Genomic DNA, 17,400 nt, shown 5'->3' with positions numbered 1-17,400 from the left:
CGCGCGGGCTCAGAAAGTTTCCCAGTCGTCGTCACCGCCCGCAGGCGTCACGCGGGTGGAGGTATGAACCACGGGCTTGGGCGCCGCTGCAGGAGCGGGCGCTTTGGGTGCGGGGGCTTTGGGCGCCACCTTGGCTACAGGTTTGGCGGGCGCCGGGCTGGCAGCGGGCTTGGACGCGGTGTCCCCACGGCGCTCCGGCCCCTTGAACGGCTTGGCTGCCGGCAGGCTGGAGCGTACTTTGGCTGCGGGCAGACCGGCCGCATGTTCTTGCGCACCCAGCTTGAACGTGGCCACCACCTGCACCAGGTCCTGCGCTTGCGATTTGAGGCTGCTGGCAGCCGCGGCCATTTCCTCCACGAGCGCAGCGTTTTGTTGGGTGGCTTGGTCCATTTGGGTGACCGCCTCGCCCACCTGCGACACGCCGGAGCTTTGCTCGGCGCTGGCAGCGCTGATTTCGCCCATGATGTCGGTCACTCGGCGAATGCTGGTCACCACTTCGGTCATCGTGGTGCCTGCCTTGTCAACTAGAGCAGAGCCTTGCTCCACCCGCTCCACGCTGGCGCCAATCAGGCTCTTGATTTCTTTGGCAGCCTCCGCACTGCGGCCTGCCAAGCTGCGCACTTCAGACGCCACCACTGCAAAGCCACGGCCTTGTTCACCCGCGCGGGCCGCTTCCACCGCGGCGTTCAGCGCCAGGATGTTGGTCTGGAACGCAATGCCGTCAATCACGCTGATGATGTCGGAAATCTTGCGGCTGGATTCGTTGATGCCCTTCATGGTCTCTACCACTTGGCCCACCACCTCACCGCCCTGGATGGCCACGGTCGATGCGGTCATGGCCAACTGGTTGGCCTGGCGTGCGTTGTCGGCGTTTTGCCGGACGGTGGAGCCCAGCTCTTCCATGGACGCTGCCGTCTCTTCCAGCGCGCTGGCCTGCTGCTCGGTGCGGGCGCTCAGGTCGTGGTTGCCTTGGGCGATTTCGGAGCTGGCGGTGGCCACCGATTCGGAGCCGCGGCGCACATTGCTCACCACATTGACCAAGTTGAGCTGCATGTCGTGCAAAGTGGATAGCAACTGACCGACTTCATCTTGGCGGCCATGGTTGATCTGGCCGGTGAGGTCACCATCGGCCACTTTGCGCGCCACATCAGTGGCCTCAGTCAGGGGGCGGGTGATGGAACCCGACAACAACCAAGCCAGCAGCGCGCTAAGCAGCACACTCACCGTGCCAAGTGCAATGAGCAGGCGTCGGCTACTGGTGTGGTTGTCCTGAATATCCTTGGCCAACTGGTCAATGGCCTCGCGCTGGTTTTGCAGAAGCGCCTCAATCTTGCTCATGTAGACCTTGGCCGCCGGCGTGAACTTCTCATCCAGCAACTTGTTGGCTTCGTCCGCCTTGCCTTCTTTCTTGAGGGCCACGATTTCGTCACGTGCAGCGATGTAGATCTTGCGCTGCTCCCCGATTTCCCTGTACAGCGTCTTCTCTGTGTCCGAGGTCATCAAAGGCTCAATCGCCTTCTGGAACTCACCGGAAGTTTTGGTGGAGGTGGCCTGATCTTCTGCAAAGTATTCGGCCAGCGAAGGGTCGCTGCTGCGCGCGATGGCCGCAGTGCGGCGCACCCCTGTATGGATATTGCGGTACCAGTCGCCGATCAGGCGTTCGGTCTTGATAGGGTCAGCCACCATGAGTTCGGTGGCATCAGCAACAGAGTTCAACCGCGCGACACTGACCAGGATGACTACCAGTAACAAGGCAAGGATAAGCGCGAAGGCCAGACCCAGACGCTTGCGGATGGAAAGGTTGTTGAGGAATGAACCCATGTGGACTCCAGAGAATGAATCGATCGAAAAAAGGCGCGGAGCGAGAGCTTAAAACGTTTCCCAATCTTCGTCACCGCCAGCAGGGGTAACGCGGGTGCTGGTGTGTACCGTGGGCTTGGGCGCTGTGCCCGCTTTGGGCGCAGCAGGTTTGATGGGCGCCGTGGTTGCAGTTGCCGCGGGCTTGCGCGCAGCTGTTGCGGCGGAGGGCGCGCGAGCGGCCGGGCCATTGTCCTGGCCGCTGCGGCGCTCAGGCCCTTTGAAGGGCGTGGAACGGGGTTGGCTGGAGCGCACGGGCGCAACCGCCAAGGCAGTGCCATGGTCAGACATCGCCCCCAGGTTAAACACCGCAACCGCCTGCTTCATGCGTTCGGCCTGGTCACGCAGGCTTTCAGCCGCGGCAGCACTCTCCTCCACCAACGCGGCGTTCTGCTGCGTCATCTGGTCCAGGTTACCAATGGCCTGGTTGACCCCGGCAATGCCTGCGCTTTGCTCCTGCGCGGCGGCCGTGATCTCGCCAATCACATCGGCCACGCGGCGCACGCTTTGCACAATCTCTTGCATGGTGGCACCCGCATCGGTCACCAGCTTGGTACCCGACTCGACCTTCTCCACCGAAGTTCCAATCAAGCCCTTGATCTCCTTGGCAGCCTCGGCACTGCGGCCGGCCAACGAACGCACTTCACTGGCCACCACCGCAAAGCCACGGCCCTGCTCGCCTGCCCGAGCGGCTTCCACGGCTGCGTTCAGCGCCAGGATATTGGTCTGGAAGGCAATGCCGTCAATGACGGAAATGATGTCGGCAATTTTTTTGCTGCTGGCATCGATCTCCTGCATGGTGCTGACCACCTGGGTCACCACTTCGCCGCCACGTTGGGCCACGCTGGATGCACTGGCCGCCAGCGCACTGGCCTGGCGCGCATTGTCCGAGCTGTTCTGCACGGTGGTGGTGAGCCCATCCATGCTGGAAGCCGTGGCCTGCAGGTTGCTGGAGGTCTGCTCGGTGCGCTGTGCCAGGTCACTGTTGCCCGTGGCAATCTCGGCACTGGCAATGGCAATGCTGTCGGTGCTGCTGCGCACCTGCGACACCATGCGCGCCAGCGATTCATTCATGCTGCGCAATGACACCAGCAAAGAGCCAAATTCGTCCTGGCGGTTGGTATGGATGGCCGAACTGAGATCACCTTGCGCGATGCGTGCGGCGAGGTCGTTGGCCTGCACCAGTGGCTCGCGGATGGAGCGCACCAGCCAGGCGGTACCCACAAAAATGCTGCCGACAATGACCGCCAGCCCCACCAGAATTCCCAGACTGTTGGCGGAGCGGCGGCTCTCGGTGTCGGCGACCACTTCGGCCACACGGCGCTTTTGCATCTCCACCATTTCTTTTTGCGCAGCAACGTAGCTGCCCATGGTGGGGAGGTACTGCGACTCCATGATCTGCATGGCTTCGGGCTCGCTGCCCGCGGCCTTGAGCTCGCGCGCCTTGTCGCGCAGCGTGATAACCGACTTGCGCAGATCGCCAATTTTCTTCATCTGCGCCTTGTCCGCATCGCTCAGCGGCATGGCCTCGATCTTCTTCTGCAGCTCACCAATTTGGGCGCTGGTGGCGTTGACTGGGTCCTTGAACGCCTCTGCCACCGCGGGGCCCTGGCTCAGCAAAATGGCCTGGTTGCGCGCCGCATTGGTCATGGTCAGGCCATTCCACTCGGTGGCGATCTGGACCAGCTCCACGGCATTGGCCTGCAACGCTCGCCCCTCCGCCAAAATACTGGCGCTTCGGAACAGCCCCACCAACGCGACAGCACAGATGCCGCCGATGACCAACAAAATGAATGCCCACAGCTTGGTGGCAATCTTCATGCGATGGAGTCCCATAGGTCGTCCTCTTCTTTCTTATGCGTTGCCAGTGTCCAACCCATCGTCTACCTTAATGGGCTTTGTCCCAATTAGGGCCAACCCCAACTTCGGCCAGAAGCGGCACCTTGAGCGACGCCACTTCGGCCATTAGGCGGGGAATTTCGGCTTTGAGCCAGTCCACCTCGGCCTCAGGCACTTCAAATACCAGCTCGTCATGCACTTGCATGATCATTTTGGTCTCTCTGTGCTCAGCGTCAAGCACTTGCTGCACTTTGACCATGCTCATCTTGATCAGATCGGCTGCCGTACCCTGCATGGGGGCGTTGATGGCCGCCCGCTCCAGGCCCGCCAACAGTGCGCCCTTGGCCGATTGGATTCCCGCGAGCTGCAGGCGGCGACCGAAGACAGTTTCCACATAACCCTGCTGCTTGGCCAGCGCGCGGGTGGACTCCATGTAGGCCCTCACGCCGGGGTAGCGCTCAAAGTAGCGCGCGATGTAGTTTTTGGCGGCGGTGTTGTCGATGCCCAGATTACGCGCCAGGCCAAAGGCGCTCATGCCGTAGATCAGTCCGAAGTTGATGACCTTGGCGTAGCGGCGCTGCTCGCTGCTGACCTGGTCCACCGCCACGCCGAACACCTCAGCCGCAGTGGCACGGTGCACATCCAGCCCGTCGGTGAAGGCGCGCAACAGCGCCTCGTCGCCACTGATGTGGGCCATGATGCGCAGCTCGATCTGCGAGTAGTCAGCACTGGCAATCACGCAACCCGGCGCGGCTACAAAGGCCTCGCGCACGCGGCGGCCTTCGGCCGTGCGGATAGGAATGTTTTGCAGGTTGGGGTCGTTGCTACTCAGGCGCCCGGTCACCGCCACGGCCTGTGCATAGTGCGTGTGCACGCGCCCCGTGCGAGGCAGCGCCAGCAAGGCCAGCTTGTCGGTGTAAGTACCCTTGAGTTTGGACAGGCTGCGGTGCTCCAGCAGTTTGGCGGGCAGCGGGTAGTCTTCGGCCAGCTTCTCCAGCACCTCCTCGTCCGTGCTGCGCGCGCCTGTGGCAGTTTTCTTGACCACGGGCATGCCCAGCTTGTCGAAGAAAATTTCGCCCAACTGCTTGGGGCTGCTCAGGTTAAAAGGCTGACCGGCAATCTCGTAGGCCTCGGTTTCCAGCTGCAGGATGCGCTGGCCCAGTTCGTGGCTCTGCGCTGCCAGGGTGGGTGCGTCGATCAGAACGCCGTTGCGCTCGATGCGGTAAAGCGCCTCGCTGCTGGCAATCTCCAGTTCGTAGATGAACTTCAGCTTGGCGTCGGCTTCGAGTTGTGGCCACAGCGCCAGGTGCACGTCCAGCGTCTGGTCCGAGTCCTCACAGGAATATTCAGCCGCCTTGGCAATATCCACTTGGTCAAAGCTGATCTGGTTGGCACCCTTGCCACACAGGTCTTCAAAGCTGATACCGCTACGGCCCAGGTGGCGCTCGGCCAGGCTGCTCAGACCGTGGGGCTTGTGCACTTCCAGCACATAGCTTTGCAGCATGGTGTCGTGGGCATAGCCCTGCACCTCGATGCCATGGTTGGCAAACACATGGCGGTCGTACTTGATGTGCTGGCCCAGCTTCTTGGCCTGCGGGTTTTCCAGCCAGGGTTTGAGTTTGGCCAGCACCGCATCACGGTCCAGCTGATCCGGCGCATCGGGGTAGCGGTGGGCCAGCGGAATGTAGGCCGCAGCCCCGACGGCCACACTGAAGCTGATGCCCACAATCTCGGCGCGCATCTCGTCCAGCGAAGTGGTTTCGGTGTCCAACGCCACCAGTTCGGCGGCCTGCAGCTTGGCCAACCAAGCGTCAAACGCCTCCCAGGTCAGCACCGTGTCGTAGTTCAGGTTGCTGGCACGGGGCGGCGTTGCTTCCACAGGGTCAGCCCCAATCTCTGCGGGCTCATCAAACAGTCCGGGCGCAGCAGCCGCAGCTTTGGTGGCCTTGGGCGCCTTGGCCGCAGGCGCAGGAGCGTCGCCACCACTGGCAGCAGCGGCCGCCTTGGCCAAGCCCTTGAAGCCATATTTTTCATAAAAACCGACCAGAGCCCCCGTATTTTCTGCACCAACAGCTACAGAATCCATAGCAGGCAGACTGGGCAGCCATTCTTTCAGGTCGCAATCGGTCTTGATCGTCAGCAGCGAACGGCCCGTGGGCAGCCAGTCCAGCGTCTTGCGCAGGTTCTCGCCCACCACGCCGCCAATCTTGTCCGCGTTCTCCACCACGGCCTGCAGCGAGCCGTATTCCAGCAGCCACTTCACCGCCGTCTTGGGCCCCACCTTGGGCACGCCGGGCACGTTGTCCACGGTATCACCCACCAGGTTCTGGTAGTCCAGCATCAGACTCGCCGGAATGCCGAACTCGGCCTGCACACCGGCCAGGTCGCGGCGCTTGCCGTTCATGGTGTCGATGATGGTGATGCGCTCGGTCACCAGCTGGGCCAGGTCCTTGTCGCCGCTGCTCACCACCACATCAAAATCCTGCTGCGCGGCCAGCACGGCCAGCGTACCGATCACGTCATCGGCCTCCACGCCGGGCACGTCCAGCACGGTCCAGCCCAGGTGGCGCACCACCTCGTGGATGGGCGCAATCTGGCTGCGCAAATCGTCCGGCATGGGGTCGCGGTGCGCCTTGTACTCGGGGTAGATCGCATCCCGGAACGTGGGGCCCTTGGCATCGAACACGCAGGCTACGTAATCGGCCGGCACTTCCTTGCGCAGGCTGTTCATCATGTTGATCATGATGCGGATGGCGCCGGTCTTTTGCACTGTGCCATCGGGCAGCGTGATGCTCATGGTCTCGCCACCGGCAAAGAAGGCGCGGTACAGGTAGCTGGAACCATCGACCAGCAGCAGGGTTTTACGGGGTTCGCTCATCCTGGCATTGTGCCTGTGGCGGGCGGCGGTTTGGCCGGGCTGGCCCCTACAATTGCCCCCATGGCGGTTTACACAGAGGTCTCGCTCGACGAGGCCAGCACTTTCCTCACATCCCTCAAGCTGGGCAACCTTCAAACCCTGGAAGGCTGCTCCGGAGGCATTGAAAACACCAATTACTTCGTCACCACCGACCAAGCGCCCTACGTGCTGACGCTGTTTGAACGGCTCAGTGCCGAGCAGTTGCCGTTTTACTTGCGACTCATGAAGCACCTGGCCTTTCACGGCATTCCCGTGCCCGACCCGGCCGCCAACCGCGATGGCGATGTGCTGCACACCCTGAACGGCAAGCCCGCCGCCGTGGTGAACCGCCTCAAAGGCAAGAGCGAGCTGGCTCCAGGCGTGGAGCATTGCCGCCAGGTCGGCGCCATGCTGGCACGCATGCACCTCGCCGGGCGTGACTTCAGCATGCAGCAGCCCAACCTGCGCGCCCTGCCTTGGTGGAACGAAACCGTGCCCGTGGTGCTGCCGCACCTGGAGCCCGCCCAGGCCCAGCTGCTGCAGGCAGAGCTGGCCTACCAGAACCACATCGCCAGCCAAAGCGCCTACACCGCCCTGCCGCGCGGCGCCATCCACGCCGACCTGTTCCGCGACAACGTGATGTTTGACACGGTGGACGGTGCGCCCGTGCTTAGCGGTTTCTTCGATTTCTATTTTGCCGGCACCGACGCCTGGTTGTTCGACCTGGCCGTGTGCCTGAACGACTGGTGCATCGACCTGCCCACCGGCGCCGCCGACCTGGAGCGCTCGATAGCCTTTGTTGCGGCCTATGCCAGCGTGCGCCCCCTGACCCCGCAGGAGCGCGAACTGCTGCCCGCCATGCTGCGCGCCGGGGCCCTGCGATTCTGGATTTCCCGACTGTGGGACTGGCATTTGCCGCGCGAGGCCTCCATGCTGAAACCCCACGATCCCGCCCACTTCGAGCGCGTGCTGCGCCAGCGCGTGGCCCACCCACTGACCCTGCAGCAGTTGCAAGCCGCCGACGCCCTTCCCGCATGAAACTCCAACTCGTTCCAGCCGGCCGCGGAGTGCAATGGGTGCGCCAAGGCATTCGCACCTTCTTTCGCCAGCCGCTGGCGCTAACAGGGCTGTTCTTTCTGTTCATGGCCGCCATGTCCGTGCTGAGTTTTGTGCCCGCACTGGGCAACGCGATTGCACTGGCCCTGCTGCCCGCCGCCACGCTGGGGCTGATGGCCGCCACCGAAGAGACCACCAAGGGCAAGTTCCCCATGCCCATGGTGCTGGTCAGTGCGTTTCGCGCGGGGCGCCAGCAGCTGCGTGCCATGCTGGTGCTGGGTGTGCTCTATGCGCTGGGCTTTTTACTGGTGATGGGCCTGTCGGCCCTGGTGGATGGCGGCAAATTTGCCAGCCTCTACCTGCTGGGCGGCGAACTTAGCGCCGAAGTGCTGCAGCAAAGCGATTTTCAGGCCGCAGCCCTCGTGGCCATGGCGCTGTACCTGCCGCTGTCCCTGCTGTTCTGGCATGCGCCGGCGCTGGTGCACTGGCATGGCATTTCGCCCGTGAAAAGCCTGTTTTTCAGCATGGTGGCCTGTTTGCGGAACTTCTGGGCCTTTGCCCTGTTCGGATTGGTGTGGATGGCAGTGTTCCTCTCCATGGGCCTTACCGTGGCCATCGTGGCTGCCATTGTGGGCAGCCCAGAGTTGATCGCGACTATCCTGATCCCTGCAAGCTTGGCCATGGCGGCCATGTTCTTTACCTCGATTTATTTCACCTTCCAAGACTCGTTTGAAGTCACTCCAGGAGCATCCGAATGACGCAGCACTCCCTCCAAGGCCGTAGCGAATCCGAGGTGTTGTGGTTCCAGCGCCGCAGCTTTTTGCAAGCGGCAGCCGGCTGGACTGCCATGGGCGGCTTTGCCGCGGCCCAGGCCCAATCGCGCAGCAATATTGTGGAGCTGGTGGGCGACGCCACCCTCAACGGCAGCCGCTTGCTGGCGCAACAGGCCGTGCAAACGGGGGACGAGATCGTGACCGGCCCGGGTTCCAGCCTCATTTTTGTGGTGGGTAGCTCCTCGTTCCACGTGCGCCAGAACTCACGCATCACGGTCGAGCGTGGCGCCACCCTGAATGCCGTGAGCGTGCTGCGCATGATCACGGGCGCGGTGGTCAGCGTCTGGGGCAAGGGCACCAGCCGCCAGATCATCACCCCCACGCTGACCGCTGGTATCCGCGGCACCGGTGTGTACACCGAGATTTTTGCCAACCAGGACAACCGCAGCTACTTCTGTAACTGCTATGGCACGGTGGAAATGGCCGCAGGCAACGACAAAACCGTGAGCCGCTCCAGCTACCATCAGGCGTTTTGGGGCGAAGTGCAGCCCAAGGAAGGCCGCATGCTGACGCCTGCCAAGGCCATCAACCACACCGACGAGGAGCTTGAGTACCTGGCCAAGCTGGTGGACCAACAGACGGCCTGGCAAATCCTGGGCAAAAAAGGCGTCAAGGACGGCAAAGGCTATATGGAAGAAAAGGAAGGCCAGATGCACCCGGCCGAAATGCTAGGACGCTGAAAGCCTTCTCCAACAAAAAAAGCCGGGCAGTGCCCGGCTTTTTTTGTTGCCGGTTCGGCGCTCAGCCCAGCTTGATCGCGGCAGGCGCACCGGTCAGGTAACCCACGGCCGCACCAAAGCGGTTTTTGTAGTTGGCGCGCACCAGCGGGTCCAGCGTGGCCTGCACCTTGCCGTGCAGCGCGGGCAACCAGTCACCGGGGTGCTGGAAGTTGCTCGTGATGTAGGTCCATCCGTTCAAGTCGTCCACCACACCCAAGCCCGTGGCCTCGGCGCCCGAGGGCATGGACATCAGGCGACTGAGCTGCTTGGTGTCCACGTTGTAAGCCCACAAAAAGTTGTTCACATGGGTGCTGCTGTCCTCGCCGATGAACAGCGTGCGCAGTTTCTCGGAGAACTTCAGGTTGTCGGGATTGGAGACCAGGTCGGGGTTGGCACGGTTGCCCAGTGCATCGGCTGCTGTATCTTCGCCCACCAACAGCATCCGAGTCAGCGAGGGAACCCAATCGCTCTTGATGGCAGCACCGGTCTGGTCATTCTGCCCACCGCCGAGAGTGTGTGCCAGCACGCCACCTGCAATGAGCGGCTTGTCCAGCGCAATGCCGCTGGCGGCATTCCAGCCCTTGCCGGTTTTCACCATGGAATCCTGGATGTTCTGCAGGGCAGAGTAGGCAATTTTGTCCTTGATGTTGACGGTGGTGCCTTCCATTTTGGTGAAGCCCATGCTGCCACCCATCAGGTAGGCGTAGCGCTGGGTTTCCAGGAAGGCGGCCGCCTTTTCCATACCGGGCTTGACCTTGATCCAGTTGACCGCACCGTTGTAAAAAATCTTGGTGAAGCTGGCGTCATTCGGGTCGGTCTTGCGCACGTCCATGATGTCCGTGGGCTTGAGCTTGTTGGCCAGCTTTTCAATCTCGTCGCTGGTGGCATGCCCCAGCTTGATCCAGCTGAGTTTGGCACCGGGCGCGGCGGGGTCGATGGAGAAGCCCTCGCCCAGCTTGGCCACATACAGCGTGCCGGCAGACAGGGTCTTTTCCTTGTCGGCCACGAACATGAAGAGGCCGCTGTTGGTGGCGTCATTGCCCATCAGTGCGGTGCGGTTGTCGGGCATGACCTGAATCAGCTCGTGCGAGAGGCGGCCCATGCAGTAGTGCTTGACCAGCGTTCCTGTGCCGTCCGGGTTCACCGTCACTTCGGGCAGGTGGCCATAGTGGTAAGGGTTGGCGATGCTCTCGTCGCCGAACAGGTTTTTACTGAACGACTTGAACACTTTGTTCTCTGCCACGAAGAAGGCATCCGGTTCGTATTCTTCGCTGGACAAATGCGTGCCCCAGGGCGACAGGCTGGAGCCGCAGGTGATCCACAGGCCTTGCGCCTGCGACGTGTCCACGTTGTGGTATTTCACCAGGGTGAGCTTGCCGCTGGCGGGGTCCTGGTCCAGCGTGAGCACGGCGATGGGCGATGGCAGCGTGCCGTACGCGTCAGCGCCGCTCTGGTCCGCATTGGTGTACTCGAACTGCACCACCGCAAACACCGCCTTGCCCTTGATGCCCTTGACGGTGGTGGTGGGCAGCTGCAGTAGCGAGGTGCCATCGGGACAGTCCGAAAAAAACTGGCGCTCCTTGCCGGGCACCGAGGTATCCATGATGGGCTTGTTCAAAATATCCACGTAGCCACCGGCCAGCATGGTGCCACCATTGCCATCGGGCACGCGGTCACCGGTGATGAAGAAGGGCTCATAGGCCAGTTTGTAGGCGCGCGTGGTGCCATCTTGCAACGTCACCTGGAGGCTGGAAGCCACGGTGGTGGTGGCCATGGCCGCAGGATTGACCAGCGACGGGGCTGCCATGCCGCTGAATGCTGCAGACGCGAACGGTGCATTGGAACTGGCAGCACCCGAGGTGGCGCAGCCACCCAACAGCGTGCTGGAGGCCAAGGCGCCCAAAGGCAACATTGGGGCCGTGGCAAAAATTTTGAGCGCCGAGCGGCGGGTGGTCAAAGGGGTGTGCGACATGCAGGGCTTCCGTTCGAAGGTGGACAAACAGAGCGCATCCTAAAAACGCCGTATGACAGTTTGGTGAATAAACCGTGGCATGCCGCTCCGCCCGCGCTGGATGGCTAGACCGTCGGCTTGATCTTCAGACAACTGCCTTCGCTCACCCGCTTGGCACCGGCTTTTTCACGCGCCTCGCCCGTGGCCTCGCACATGAAGATCAGGCCGTAGTACATGCGGCGCCAGTACACGTCATCACCCGGCGCATCTTTTTGCAGGTTGGCAATGAACAGGGTTTCAATTTGGCGCAGCACGTCTTTGCGCTGGGCCGGGGTCCAGTCCTGCTGCAAGGGCTGCTCCATGAACAGGCGCTCCAGCTCGGGTACGGTATGGCTGTGGCCCCACAAGGCGGGGGTGGAAGCCAGTACCACTTTTTCGTTCAGCACAATGCTGATCAGCATGGAACGGTAGAGACACTCCCGGGAATCGGGGTGGAAGCTCTCTGCGCGGGTCTTGATCACATCCATCTGGTTGGCAATGACGGACGGCGCCATGTATTTCACATTGCGGGCCAATGCCTCCAGCTGCGCGACAGTCATTTTGGTCATCGGAGTGTCGTAAACGCTCAACTGTGCGCACTCGGGCATCTCGCCGCTTGTGGGGACCGCGGCCGTCGCGGTGGCGGTGGGCGCAGGGGCCGAGGCCGCTTTGGCGGGCGTTGCCACTGCAGGCCTGGCGGGCACCACCGTTGCGGCCGGTGCAGTTGCCACCACGGCCGACGCCGACAACGCAGCAGGTGCAGACGCTGGTGCCGAGGCCGGTGTGGCTGCCACCACGACGGCCGATGGCGGCAGCACCGGCGCCGGAGCGCGTGCACTACGCTGGTACAGTGCCACCCACAGCGCCGTACTGGCCAGCCCCACTGCCAACGCACCGACAGCAATGGCCGCCCATGCGCTCGCGCGAATCTGCAAAAAGGTCTTGCGCCCGGGCCGCGGCAGCTGCACGGGCTCACGCCCGGACACGTCCGCACCACTGAACACGGCCCGGGGACGCCGCGGTACGGCCACCGGCACCCCCCACCACTGCGGCGACTGCAAGGACCGCAGCGCCGCGACAAAAGCCTGCATTCCGGCAAACCGTTCTTCCGGAGCCTTGGCACAGGCCTGGGCAATCACGGCGTCCAGCGCCGGATAGTCACGCAAGGGCTGTACCTCGATGAGCGCAGGCACCGGATCGTTGAGCTGGGCCCAGAGCAATTGGGAGGTGGTGTCCCGGGTAAACGCCTCGCGTCCGCTCAGTGCCTCGAACAGCACCAGCCCGAGCGCGTACACATCGGTGCGGGCATCAATGGCCTCAGCAGAAATTTGCTCGGGTGCCATGTAGCGCGGTGTGCCAGCCACGCTGCCATCCACCGTGAGCTGGGTGCCCACCCCGTCCATCAGGCGGGCAATGCCAAAGTCCAGCACTTTCACATGCAACCCCGCCAAGTCGCGCCGCACCCGGATGTTTTCAGGCTTGATATCCCGGTGCACCACGCCCTTGGCGTGGGCAAAGGCCAGCACCTCAGCAACTTTGCAAGTCAGTGTGATGGCATCGTCAAACGAGAGTGCCCCTTCGCGGTCCAACAAGGTGGAAAGGTCATCTCCTTCCACATACTCAAAAGCAAGGTAGAGCTGACCATCCGCATCCGTGCCAGCGTCCAACAATTGGGCCGCACCCGGGTGGTTCACCTCCAGGTTCAGCGCAGCCTCGCGCTCAAAGCGCCTGCGCAGTTGTGGATCGTCTGACAAATGCGCCGGCAAAAACTTCAGCGCTACCTGGTTGCCCACGCCCAGTTGCTTGGCCAGATACACCGCCCCCATGCCACCGTTACCAATCTTGCGCAGCAATTGATAACGACCCGCCACCACTTGCAGGGAGGCGCGAGAGGGGGAACGGGGGGATTTCTGGGCTTCGTTAAGCATGAACAGGCCGCACTATAGAGGAGGGGCGAAAGGACTACGGATCTTGGCCCAGACAGACCTAGTCCGGATGGACTATGGCGAACCGCGGGTAAACCCCTGACAATTGCTTACAACTGTAAGGCGAGTCTCGCCTTGCCATTTCACAACAGGGATCGTCATGAAAATTTCCAAGCAGTGGCTGGCCGGTGTGGCCTTGGTGGCTCTCTCGCCATTTGCCTCCGCCGCCTCCAACCTCATCGTCAACGGCGGTTTCGAGTCCTCCACGTTCAATGGCAGCTTCGCCACTTACGGCGCCGGTACCGGCAGCTTGACCGGCTGGACCATCAACTACGGTAGCGTGGACCTGATTAACCATTACTGGGCCCCTTCCTCCGGAAACTACAGCCTGGACCTGAGCGGCAACGAAGACGGCACGATCTCCCAGACCTTTGCCACCGTGATCGGCCAGAAATACCTGATTTCGTTTGACCTCGCGGGAAATCCGGACGACAGCGGCGACCCAGTCAAATACTTGCAAGTGGGCCTAAGCCAAGAGCCTGTCTATAGCTTCGATACGGCCAATAAAACCCACTCCAATATGGGCTGGATTACCAAAAGCTTCGTCTACCAGGCCGTGAGCACTACCAGCACGCTGCATTTCGCCGGTCTGCAAGAGTCTCCCTACGGTGTCGCGCTGGACAACATTTCCGTGACCGCCGTTCCAGAACCCGAAACCTATGCCATGTTGTTGGCCGGCCTGGGCCTCGTGGGTGCTGCAGTGCGCCGTCGTCGCGCCGCTGCCTCCAAATGAACTGATCCAGGGAAAAACATACTATGAAAAAAATGAACGCAATCGCCCTGGCAGTCGCCCTGCTGGCCGGCGCTACCCAAGCCGGCGCTGCCAACTTGGTGGTGAATGGTGGCTTTGAAGCCCAAACCGTGCAAAGTGCTGGCGGCTTCGACACTTTTAACAGTGTTTCCCAAGGACTGACAGGCTGGACCATTGCTCTGCGCAACGTGGATCTGGTTAGTAGCTCCTTCTGGACGCCTGCGGGCGGCCACAACAGCCTGGACCTGAACGGGACGGGCAAGAGTGCCATTTCCCAAGTGCTCAGCACCGTCGTTGGACAGGTCTACACCTTGTCGTTTGACTTGGCTGGGAACCCTTTTGGCGGCCCCGTAACCAAGAGCCTTTCGGTCAATTTCGGCTCCAATGGCCTGTATGACTTTAATGTCACCGGGCACAATGGCGGCAACATGGGCTGGACCCACTACACCACCCAATTTGCAGCGGTGAGCTCGCACACCACGTTGAGCTTTGCCAGTCTGGTGTCTGGAAATGCCGGCCCCGCACTGGACAATATCTCGGTCACCGCCGTGCCCGAACCTGAAACTTACGCCATGCTGCTCGCGGGCTTGGGCCTCATGGGCACCTTGGCACGCCGCCGCAAGCAAAGCAAGTCGGTTTAAACAGCTTCTTGTACAAAAAAGGCCTGTCTTTGACAGGCCTTTTTTTTATGCCCGTTCACAGGCTGTAGTCGCGCTCCACCCGCGCGATGCGGGTCTTGAATGCGGCGTACCACTTCTGGTGCCCAAGCTGCTGCGCCACCTGGTGCTCGGCGTTGGCCTTCCAGGCCCGGATGGACTCCAGGTCGGTCCAGTACGACACGGTGATGCCTACGCCATCGCGTGCGGACTCCACTCCCAGGAAACCGGGCTGTTGCGCAGCCAGTGCCACCATCTTTTCGGCCATGTCGCCATAGCCCTCGTCCACCGCAGTGCGCAGGCTGGTGAAAATGACCGCGTAATACGGCGCGGGCGGGGTATTGGCAATGTCCAGGCTCATAGAGGTCGTCTCGGTAAGTTAAGTGCTCAAGGAACCGGCGTGAGTTTGGCCACACTCAGCGCCAGCCATTTGGTTCCGTGGCGCGGGAAGTTGATCTGCGCCCGCGCGTCGTCGCCTGCGCCCTCCAGCGTGAGTACCGTGCCTTCGCCAAACTTGGTGTGGAACACCTTCTGGCCCTTGCGCAGGCCGGTGGGTTCTTCCTTGCGGGGAATTTCCTTCGGCGGTGCCGAGTAAGAGCCAAATTGGCCTGTAGCCCCCGTGGAATATGCGCGATTAGCTCCTGAATTCGTAGCATATCCACCACCACCCCAGCTGTTACCAAAGCCCCCCATGCCGCCACCGGCGGGCATAGGCTGCTGCTTGGGCGTCAGGTACTTCAGACATTCCTCGGGCAGCTCGTCAAAGAAGCGACTCTTGAGGTTGTAGCGCGTCTGCCCATGCAGCATGCGGGTTTGCGAATGGCTGAGGTACAGGCGCTTGCGCGCGCGCGTGATGGCCACGTAAGCCAGGCGCCGCTCTTCCTCCAGCCCGTCGTGGTCGCTCATGGAGTTCTCGTGCGGGAACAGGCCCTCCTCCATGCCGGTGATGAACACGCAATCAAACTCCAGGCCTTTGCTGGAGTGCACGGTCATGAGCTGGATGGCGTCCTGCCCGGCGGCGGCCATGTTGTCACCGGCTTCCAGCGCGGCGTGGGTCAAGAAGGCCTGCAGCGGCGACAGGGTTTCGCCAGTGTCGCCAAAGTCTTCGGGCGCCGCATCCAGCGCCTCGCCACTCAGGCCCTGGCTAGCCGGGCTTTGCGTCAGGGCGGCGGGTGCACTCACCAGCTGGGCCATGCCCGGCGCCTCCCGGCCAAAACCTTCTTGCATCACAAAACTTTCGGCGGCGTTGACCAGTTCGTCCAAGTTCTCCACGCGGTCTTCGCCTTCGCGCTCATTGCGGTAGTGCTCCAGAAGACCGCTGTTGTCGAGCATCAGCTTGATGATGTCCTTGAGAGTCTTGTCAGTGGTCTGCTCACGCAGCACGTCCAGCTTGGCAACAAAGCCGCCTATCAATGCGCCAGGGCGGCCCGGCAACAGGCTCACCGCATCGTGCAGCGAACAGCCCGTGGCCTTGGCCTGGTCCTGCAGCTGTTCGATGCTGCGCGCGCCAATGCCACGCACCGGGAAATTCACTACGCGCAAGAAGCTGGTGTCGTCATTGGGGTTCTCCAGCAGACGCAAGTAGGCCAGTGCGTGCTTGATTTCGGCCCGCTCGAAGAAGCGCAGGCCGCCGTACACGCGGTAGGGAATGGCGGCGTTGAACAGGCCGGTTTCAATCACTCGGCTTTGCGCATTGCTGCGGTAGAGCACCGCAATCTCCTTGCGCTCCACATCGTCGCGGATCAACTGCTTGATCTCGTCCACCATCCAGGTGGCCTCGGCAAAGTCGCTGGGCGCCTCGTACACACGCACCGGCTCGCCCGCGCCCTGCTCGGTGCGCAGGTTTTTGCCCAGGCGGCGGCTGTTGTGGCTGATCAGCGCGTTGGCGCTGTCCAGGATGTTGCTGTAGCTGCGGTAGTTCTGTTCCAGCTTGATCTGGCGCTGCACCGCAAACTCGCGCACAAAGTCCGTCATGTTGCCCACACGCGCACCGCGGAAGGCGTAGATGCTCTGGTCGTCATCTCCCACGGCCAGCACGGCGCCACCATCGCCATTCAGCAGCCCGTCGCTGCCCTGCCCCGCAATCATCTTGATCCACGCGTACTGCAGCTTGTTGGTGTCCTGGAACTCGTCGATCAGGATGTGGCGAAAGCGCCGCTGGTAGTGCTCGCGGATGGGCTTGTTGTCACGCAGCAGCTCGTAACTGCGCAGCATCAGCTCGCCAAAGTCCACCACGCCTTCGCGCTGGCACTGGTCCTCATACAGCTGGTAAATCTCGATCTTCTTGCGCGTGTCCGGGTCGCTGGCCACCACGTCCTTGGGGCGCAGGCCTTCTTCCTTGCAGTTGCCAATGAACCAGCCCAGCTGCTTGGGCGGAAAGCGCTCGGTGTCAATGTTGTACTGCTTGCACAGACGCTTGAGGGCGGACAGCTGGTCCTGGGTGTCCAGAATTTGGAAGGCTTGCGGCAAGCCCGCATTCTTGTAGTGCGCGCGCAAAAATCGGTTGCACAAGCCGTGGAAGGTGCCAATCCACATGCCACGCACATTCACCGGCAGCATGGCGGAGAGCCGCGTCATCATTTCCTTGGCCGCCTTGTTGGTAAAGGTGACCGCCAGAATGCCACCGGGCGAAACATAGCCGTTCTGCAGCAGCCAGGCAATGCGCGTGGTCAGCACACGGGTTTTTCCCGAACCCGCCCCCGCAAGGATGAGCGCATGCTCAGCTGGCAGCGTCACAGCGGCCAGTTGCTCGGGGTTGAGGTTGTGTAACAGGGGGGAGGTGTTGCCAGGGTCGGCGAGGGAATGCATGCCCCGATTG

The 17,400-nt window shown here is 62.0% G+C and carries 12 protein-coding genes; 5 read left to right on the top strand and 7 right to left on the bottom strand.

Translation table 11 applies throughout. The annotated features are described in order from the left end of the window. Positions 1-9 precede the first annotated feature (9 nt). Genes AC07OE_RS02570 through polA form a run of 3 tightly spaced genes read right to left on the bottom strand, consistent with a single transcriptional unit; the run spans position 10 to position 6,574 of the window. Positions 10-1,821, bottom strand: coding sequence for a methyl-accepting chemotaxis protein (locus AC07OE_RS02570; protein WP_495068991.1), 1,812 nt, complete (start codon positions 1,819-1,821; stop codon positions 10-12). Positions 1,822-1,869: 48 nt separating this feature from the next. Then, positions 1,870-3,693, bottom strand: coding sequence for a methyl-accepting chemotaxis protein (locus AC07OE_RS02565; RefSeq protein ID WP_495068990.1), 1,824 nt, complete (start codon positions 3,691-3,693; stop codon positions 1,870-1,872). 52 nt (positions 3,694-3,745) lie between these two features. Continuing rightward, positions 3,746-6,574, bottom strand: coding sequence for a DNA polymerase I (gene polA / locus AC07OE_RS02560; protein WP_495068989.1), 2,829 nt, complete (start codon positions 6,572-6,574; stop codon positions 3,746-3,748). Positions 6,575-6,634: 60 nt separating this feature from the next. On the opposite strand from polA, the gene AC07OE_RS02555 reads away from it, so the two are divergent. From AC07OE_RS02555 to AC07OE_RS02545, 3 genes are read left to right on the top strand one after another with little or no spacing between them, the layout of a single operon-like run. Next, entirely contained in the window at positions 6,635-7,630 is a 996-nt protein-coding gene (locus AC07OE_RS02555) for a homoserine kinase (protein ID WP_495068988.1), read from the top strand. Then, complete coding sequence (locus tag AC07OE_RS02550; protein WP_495068987.1) at positions 7,627-8,406, top strand: BPSS1780 family membrane protein; 780 nt, start codon at positions 7,627-7,629, stop codon at positions 8,404-8,406. The genes AC07OE_RS02555 and AC07OE_RS02550 overlap by 4 nt, the downstream gene beginning before the upstream one ends. Next, complete coding sequence (locus AC07OE_RS02545) at positions 8,403-9,161, top strand: FecR family protein (protein ID WP_495068986.1); 759 nt, start codon at positions 8,403-8,405, stop codon at positions 9,159-9,161. The genes AC07OE_RS02550 and AC07OE_RS02545 overlap by 4 nt, the downstream gene beginning before the upstream one ends. 61 nt (positions 9,162-9,222) lie before the next feature. On the opposite strand, the gene AC07OE_RS02540 is transcribed toward AC07OE_RS02545, so the two are convergent. Beyond that, positions 9,223-11,172 carry a PhoX family protein gene (locus AC07OE_RS02540; protein WP_495068985.1) on the bottom strand — a complete coding sequence of 650 codons (1,950 nt, stop codon included), beginning with the start codon at positions 11,170-11,172 and terminating at the stop codon, positions 9,223-9,225. A 104-nt stretch (positions 11,173-11,276) separates the two neighbouring features. Further along, complete coding sequence (locus AC07OE_RS02535; protein WP_495068984.1) at positions 11,277-13,118, bottom strand: serine/threonine protein kinase; 1,842 nt, start codon at positions 13,116-13,118, stop codon at positions 11,277-11,279. Positions 13,119-13,275: 157 nt separating this feature from the next. Here AC07OE_RS02535 and AC07OE_RS02530 point away from each other — a divergent pair, with 157 nt between their 5' ends. Further along, on the top strand, positions 13,276-13,908 hold the full coding sequence (locus tag AC07OE_RS02530; protein WP_495068983.1) for a choice-of-anchor C family protein: 633 nt from the start codon (positions 13,276-13,278) through the stop codon (positions 13,906-13,908). Between the two features lie 23 nt (positions 13,909-13,931). Continuing rightward, positions 13,932-14,567, top strand: coding sequence for a choice-of-anchor C family protein (locus tag AC07OE_RS02525; protein ID WP_495068982.1), 636 nt, complete (start codon positions 13,932-13,934; stop codon positions 14,565-14,567). Between the two features lie 55 nt (positions 14,568-14,622). Here the strand turns inward: AC07OE_RS02525 and AC07OE_RS02520 are convergent, their stop codons facing one another. Next, on the bottom strand, positions 14,623-14,943 hold the full coding sequence (locus AC07OE_RS02520) for an antibiotic biosynthesis monooxygenase family protein (protein WP_495068981.1): 321 nt from the start codon (positions 14,941-14,943) through the stop codon (positions 14,623-14,625). 26 nt (positions 14,944-14,969) lie between these two features. Then, the gene (locus AC07OE_RS02515) at positions 14,970-17,390 is read right to left on the bottom strand and encodes a UvrD-helicase domain-containing protein (protein WP_495068980.1); all 2,421 of its coding nucleotides are present in this window, start codon (positions 17,388-17,390) and stop codon (positions 14,970-14,972) included. Positions 17,391-17,400 lie beyond the last annotated feature (10 nt).

This window comes from Rhodoferax sp. GW821-FHT09E07 (assembly GCF_059416145.1).
This window is presented reverse-complemented; position numbering and strand designations above follow the sequence as displayed.

Excerpts from the sequence above, each read along its gene's own strand:
- AC07OE_RS02570 (WP_495068991.1), bottom strand. The coding sequence starts at position 1,821 with ATGGGTTCATTCCTCAACAACCTTTCCATCCGCAAGCGTCTGGGTCTG.
- AC07OE_RS02565 (WP_495068990.1), bottom strand. The coding sequence starts at position 3,693 with ATGGGACTCCATCGCATGAAGATTGCCACCAAGCTGTGGGCATTCATT.
- polA (WP_495068989.1), bottom strand. The coding sequence starts at position 6,574 with ATGAGCGAACCCCGTAAAACCCTGCTGCTGGTCGATGGTTCCAGCTAC.
- AC07OE_RS02555 (WP_495068988.1), top strand. The coding sequence starts at position 6,635 with ATGGCGGTTTACACAGAGGTCTCGCTCGACGAGGCCAGCACTTTCCTC.
- AC07OE_RS02550 (WP_495068987.1), top strand. The coding sequence starts at position 7,627 with ATGAAACTCCAACTCGTTCCAGCCGGCCGCGGAGTGCAATGGGTGCGC.
- AC07OE_RS02545 (WP_495068986.1), top strand. The coding sequence starts at position 8,403 with ATGACGCAGCACTCCCTCCAAGGCCGTAGCGAATCCGAGGTGTTGTGG.
- AC07OE_RS02540 (WP_495068985.1), bottom strand. The coding sequence starts at position 11,172 with ATGTCGCACACCCCTTTGACCACCCGCCGCTCGGCGCTCAAAATTTTT.
- AC07OE_RS02535 (WP_495068984.1), bottom strand. The coding sequence starts at position 13,118 with ATGCTTAACGAAGCCCAGAAATCCCCCCGTTCCCCCTCTCGCGCCTCC.
- AC07OE_RS02530 (WP_495068983.1), top strand. The coding sequence starts at position 13,276 with ATGAAAATTTCCAAGCAGTGGCTGGCCGGTGTGGCCTTGGTGGCTCTC.
- AC07OE_RS02525 (WP_495068982.1), top strand. The coding sequence starts at position 13,932 with ATGAAAAAAATGAACGCAATCGCCCTGGCAGTCGCCCTGCTGGCCGGC.
- AC07OE_RS02520 (WP_495068981.1), bottom strand. The coding sequence starts at position 14,943 with ATGAGCCTGGACATTGCCAATACCCCGCCCGCGCCGTATTACGCGGTC.
- AC07OE_RS02515 (WP_495068980.1), bottom strand. The coding sequence starts at position 17,390 with ATGCATTCCCTCGCCGACCCTGGCAACACCTCCCCCCTGTTACACAAC.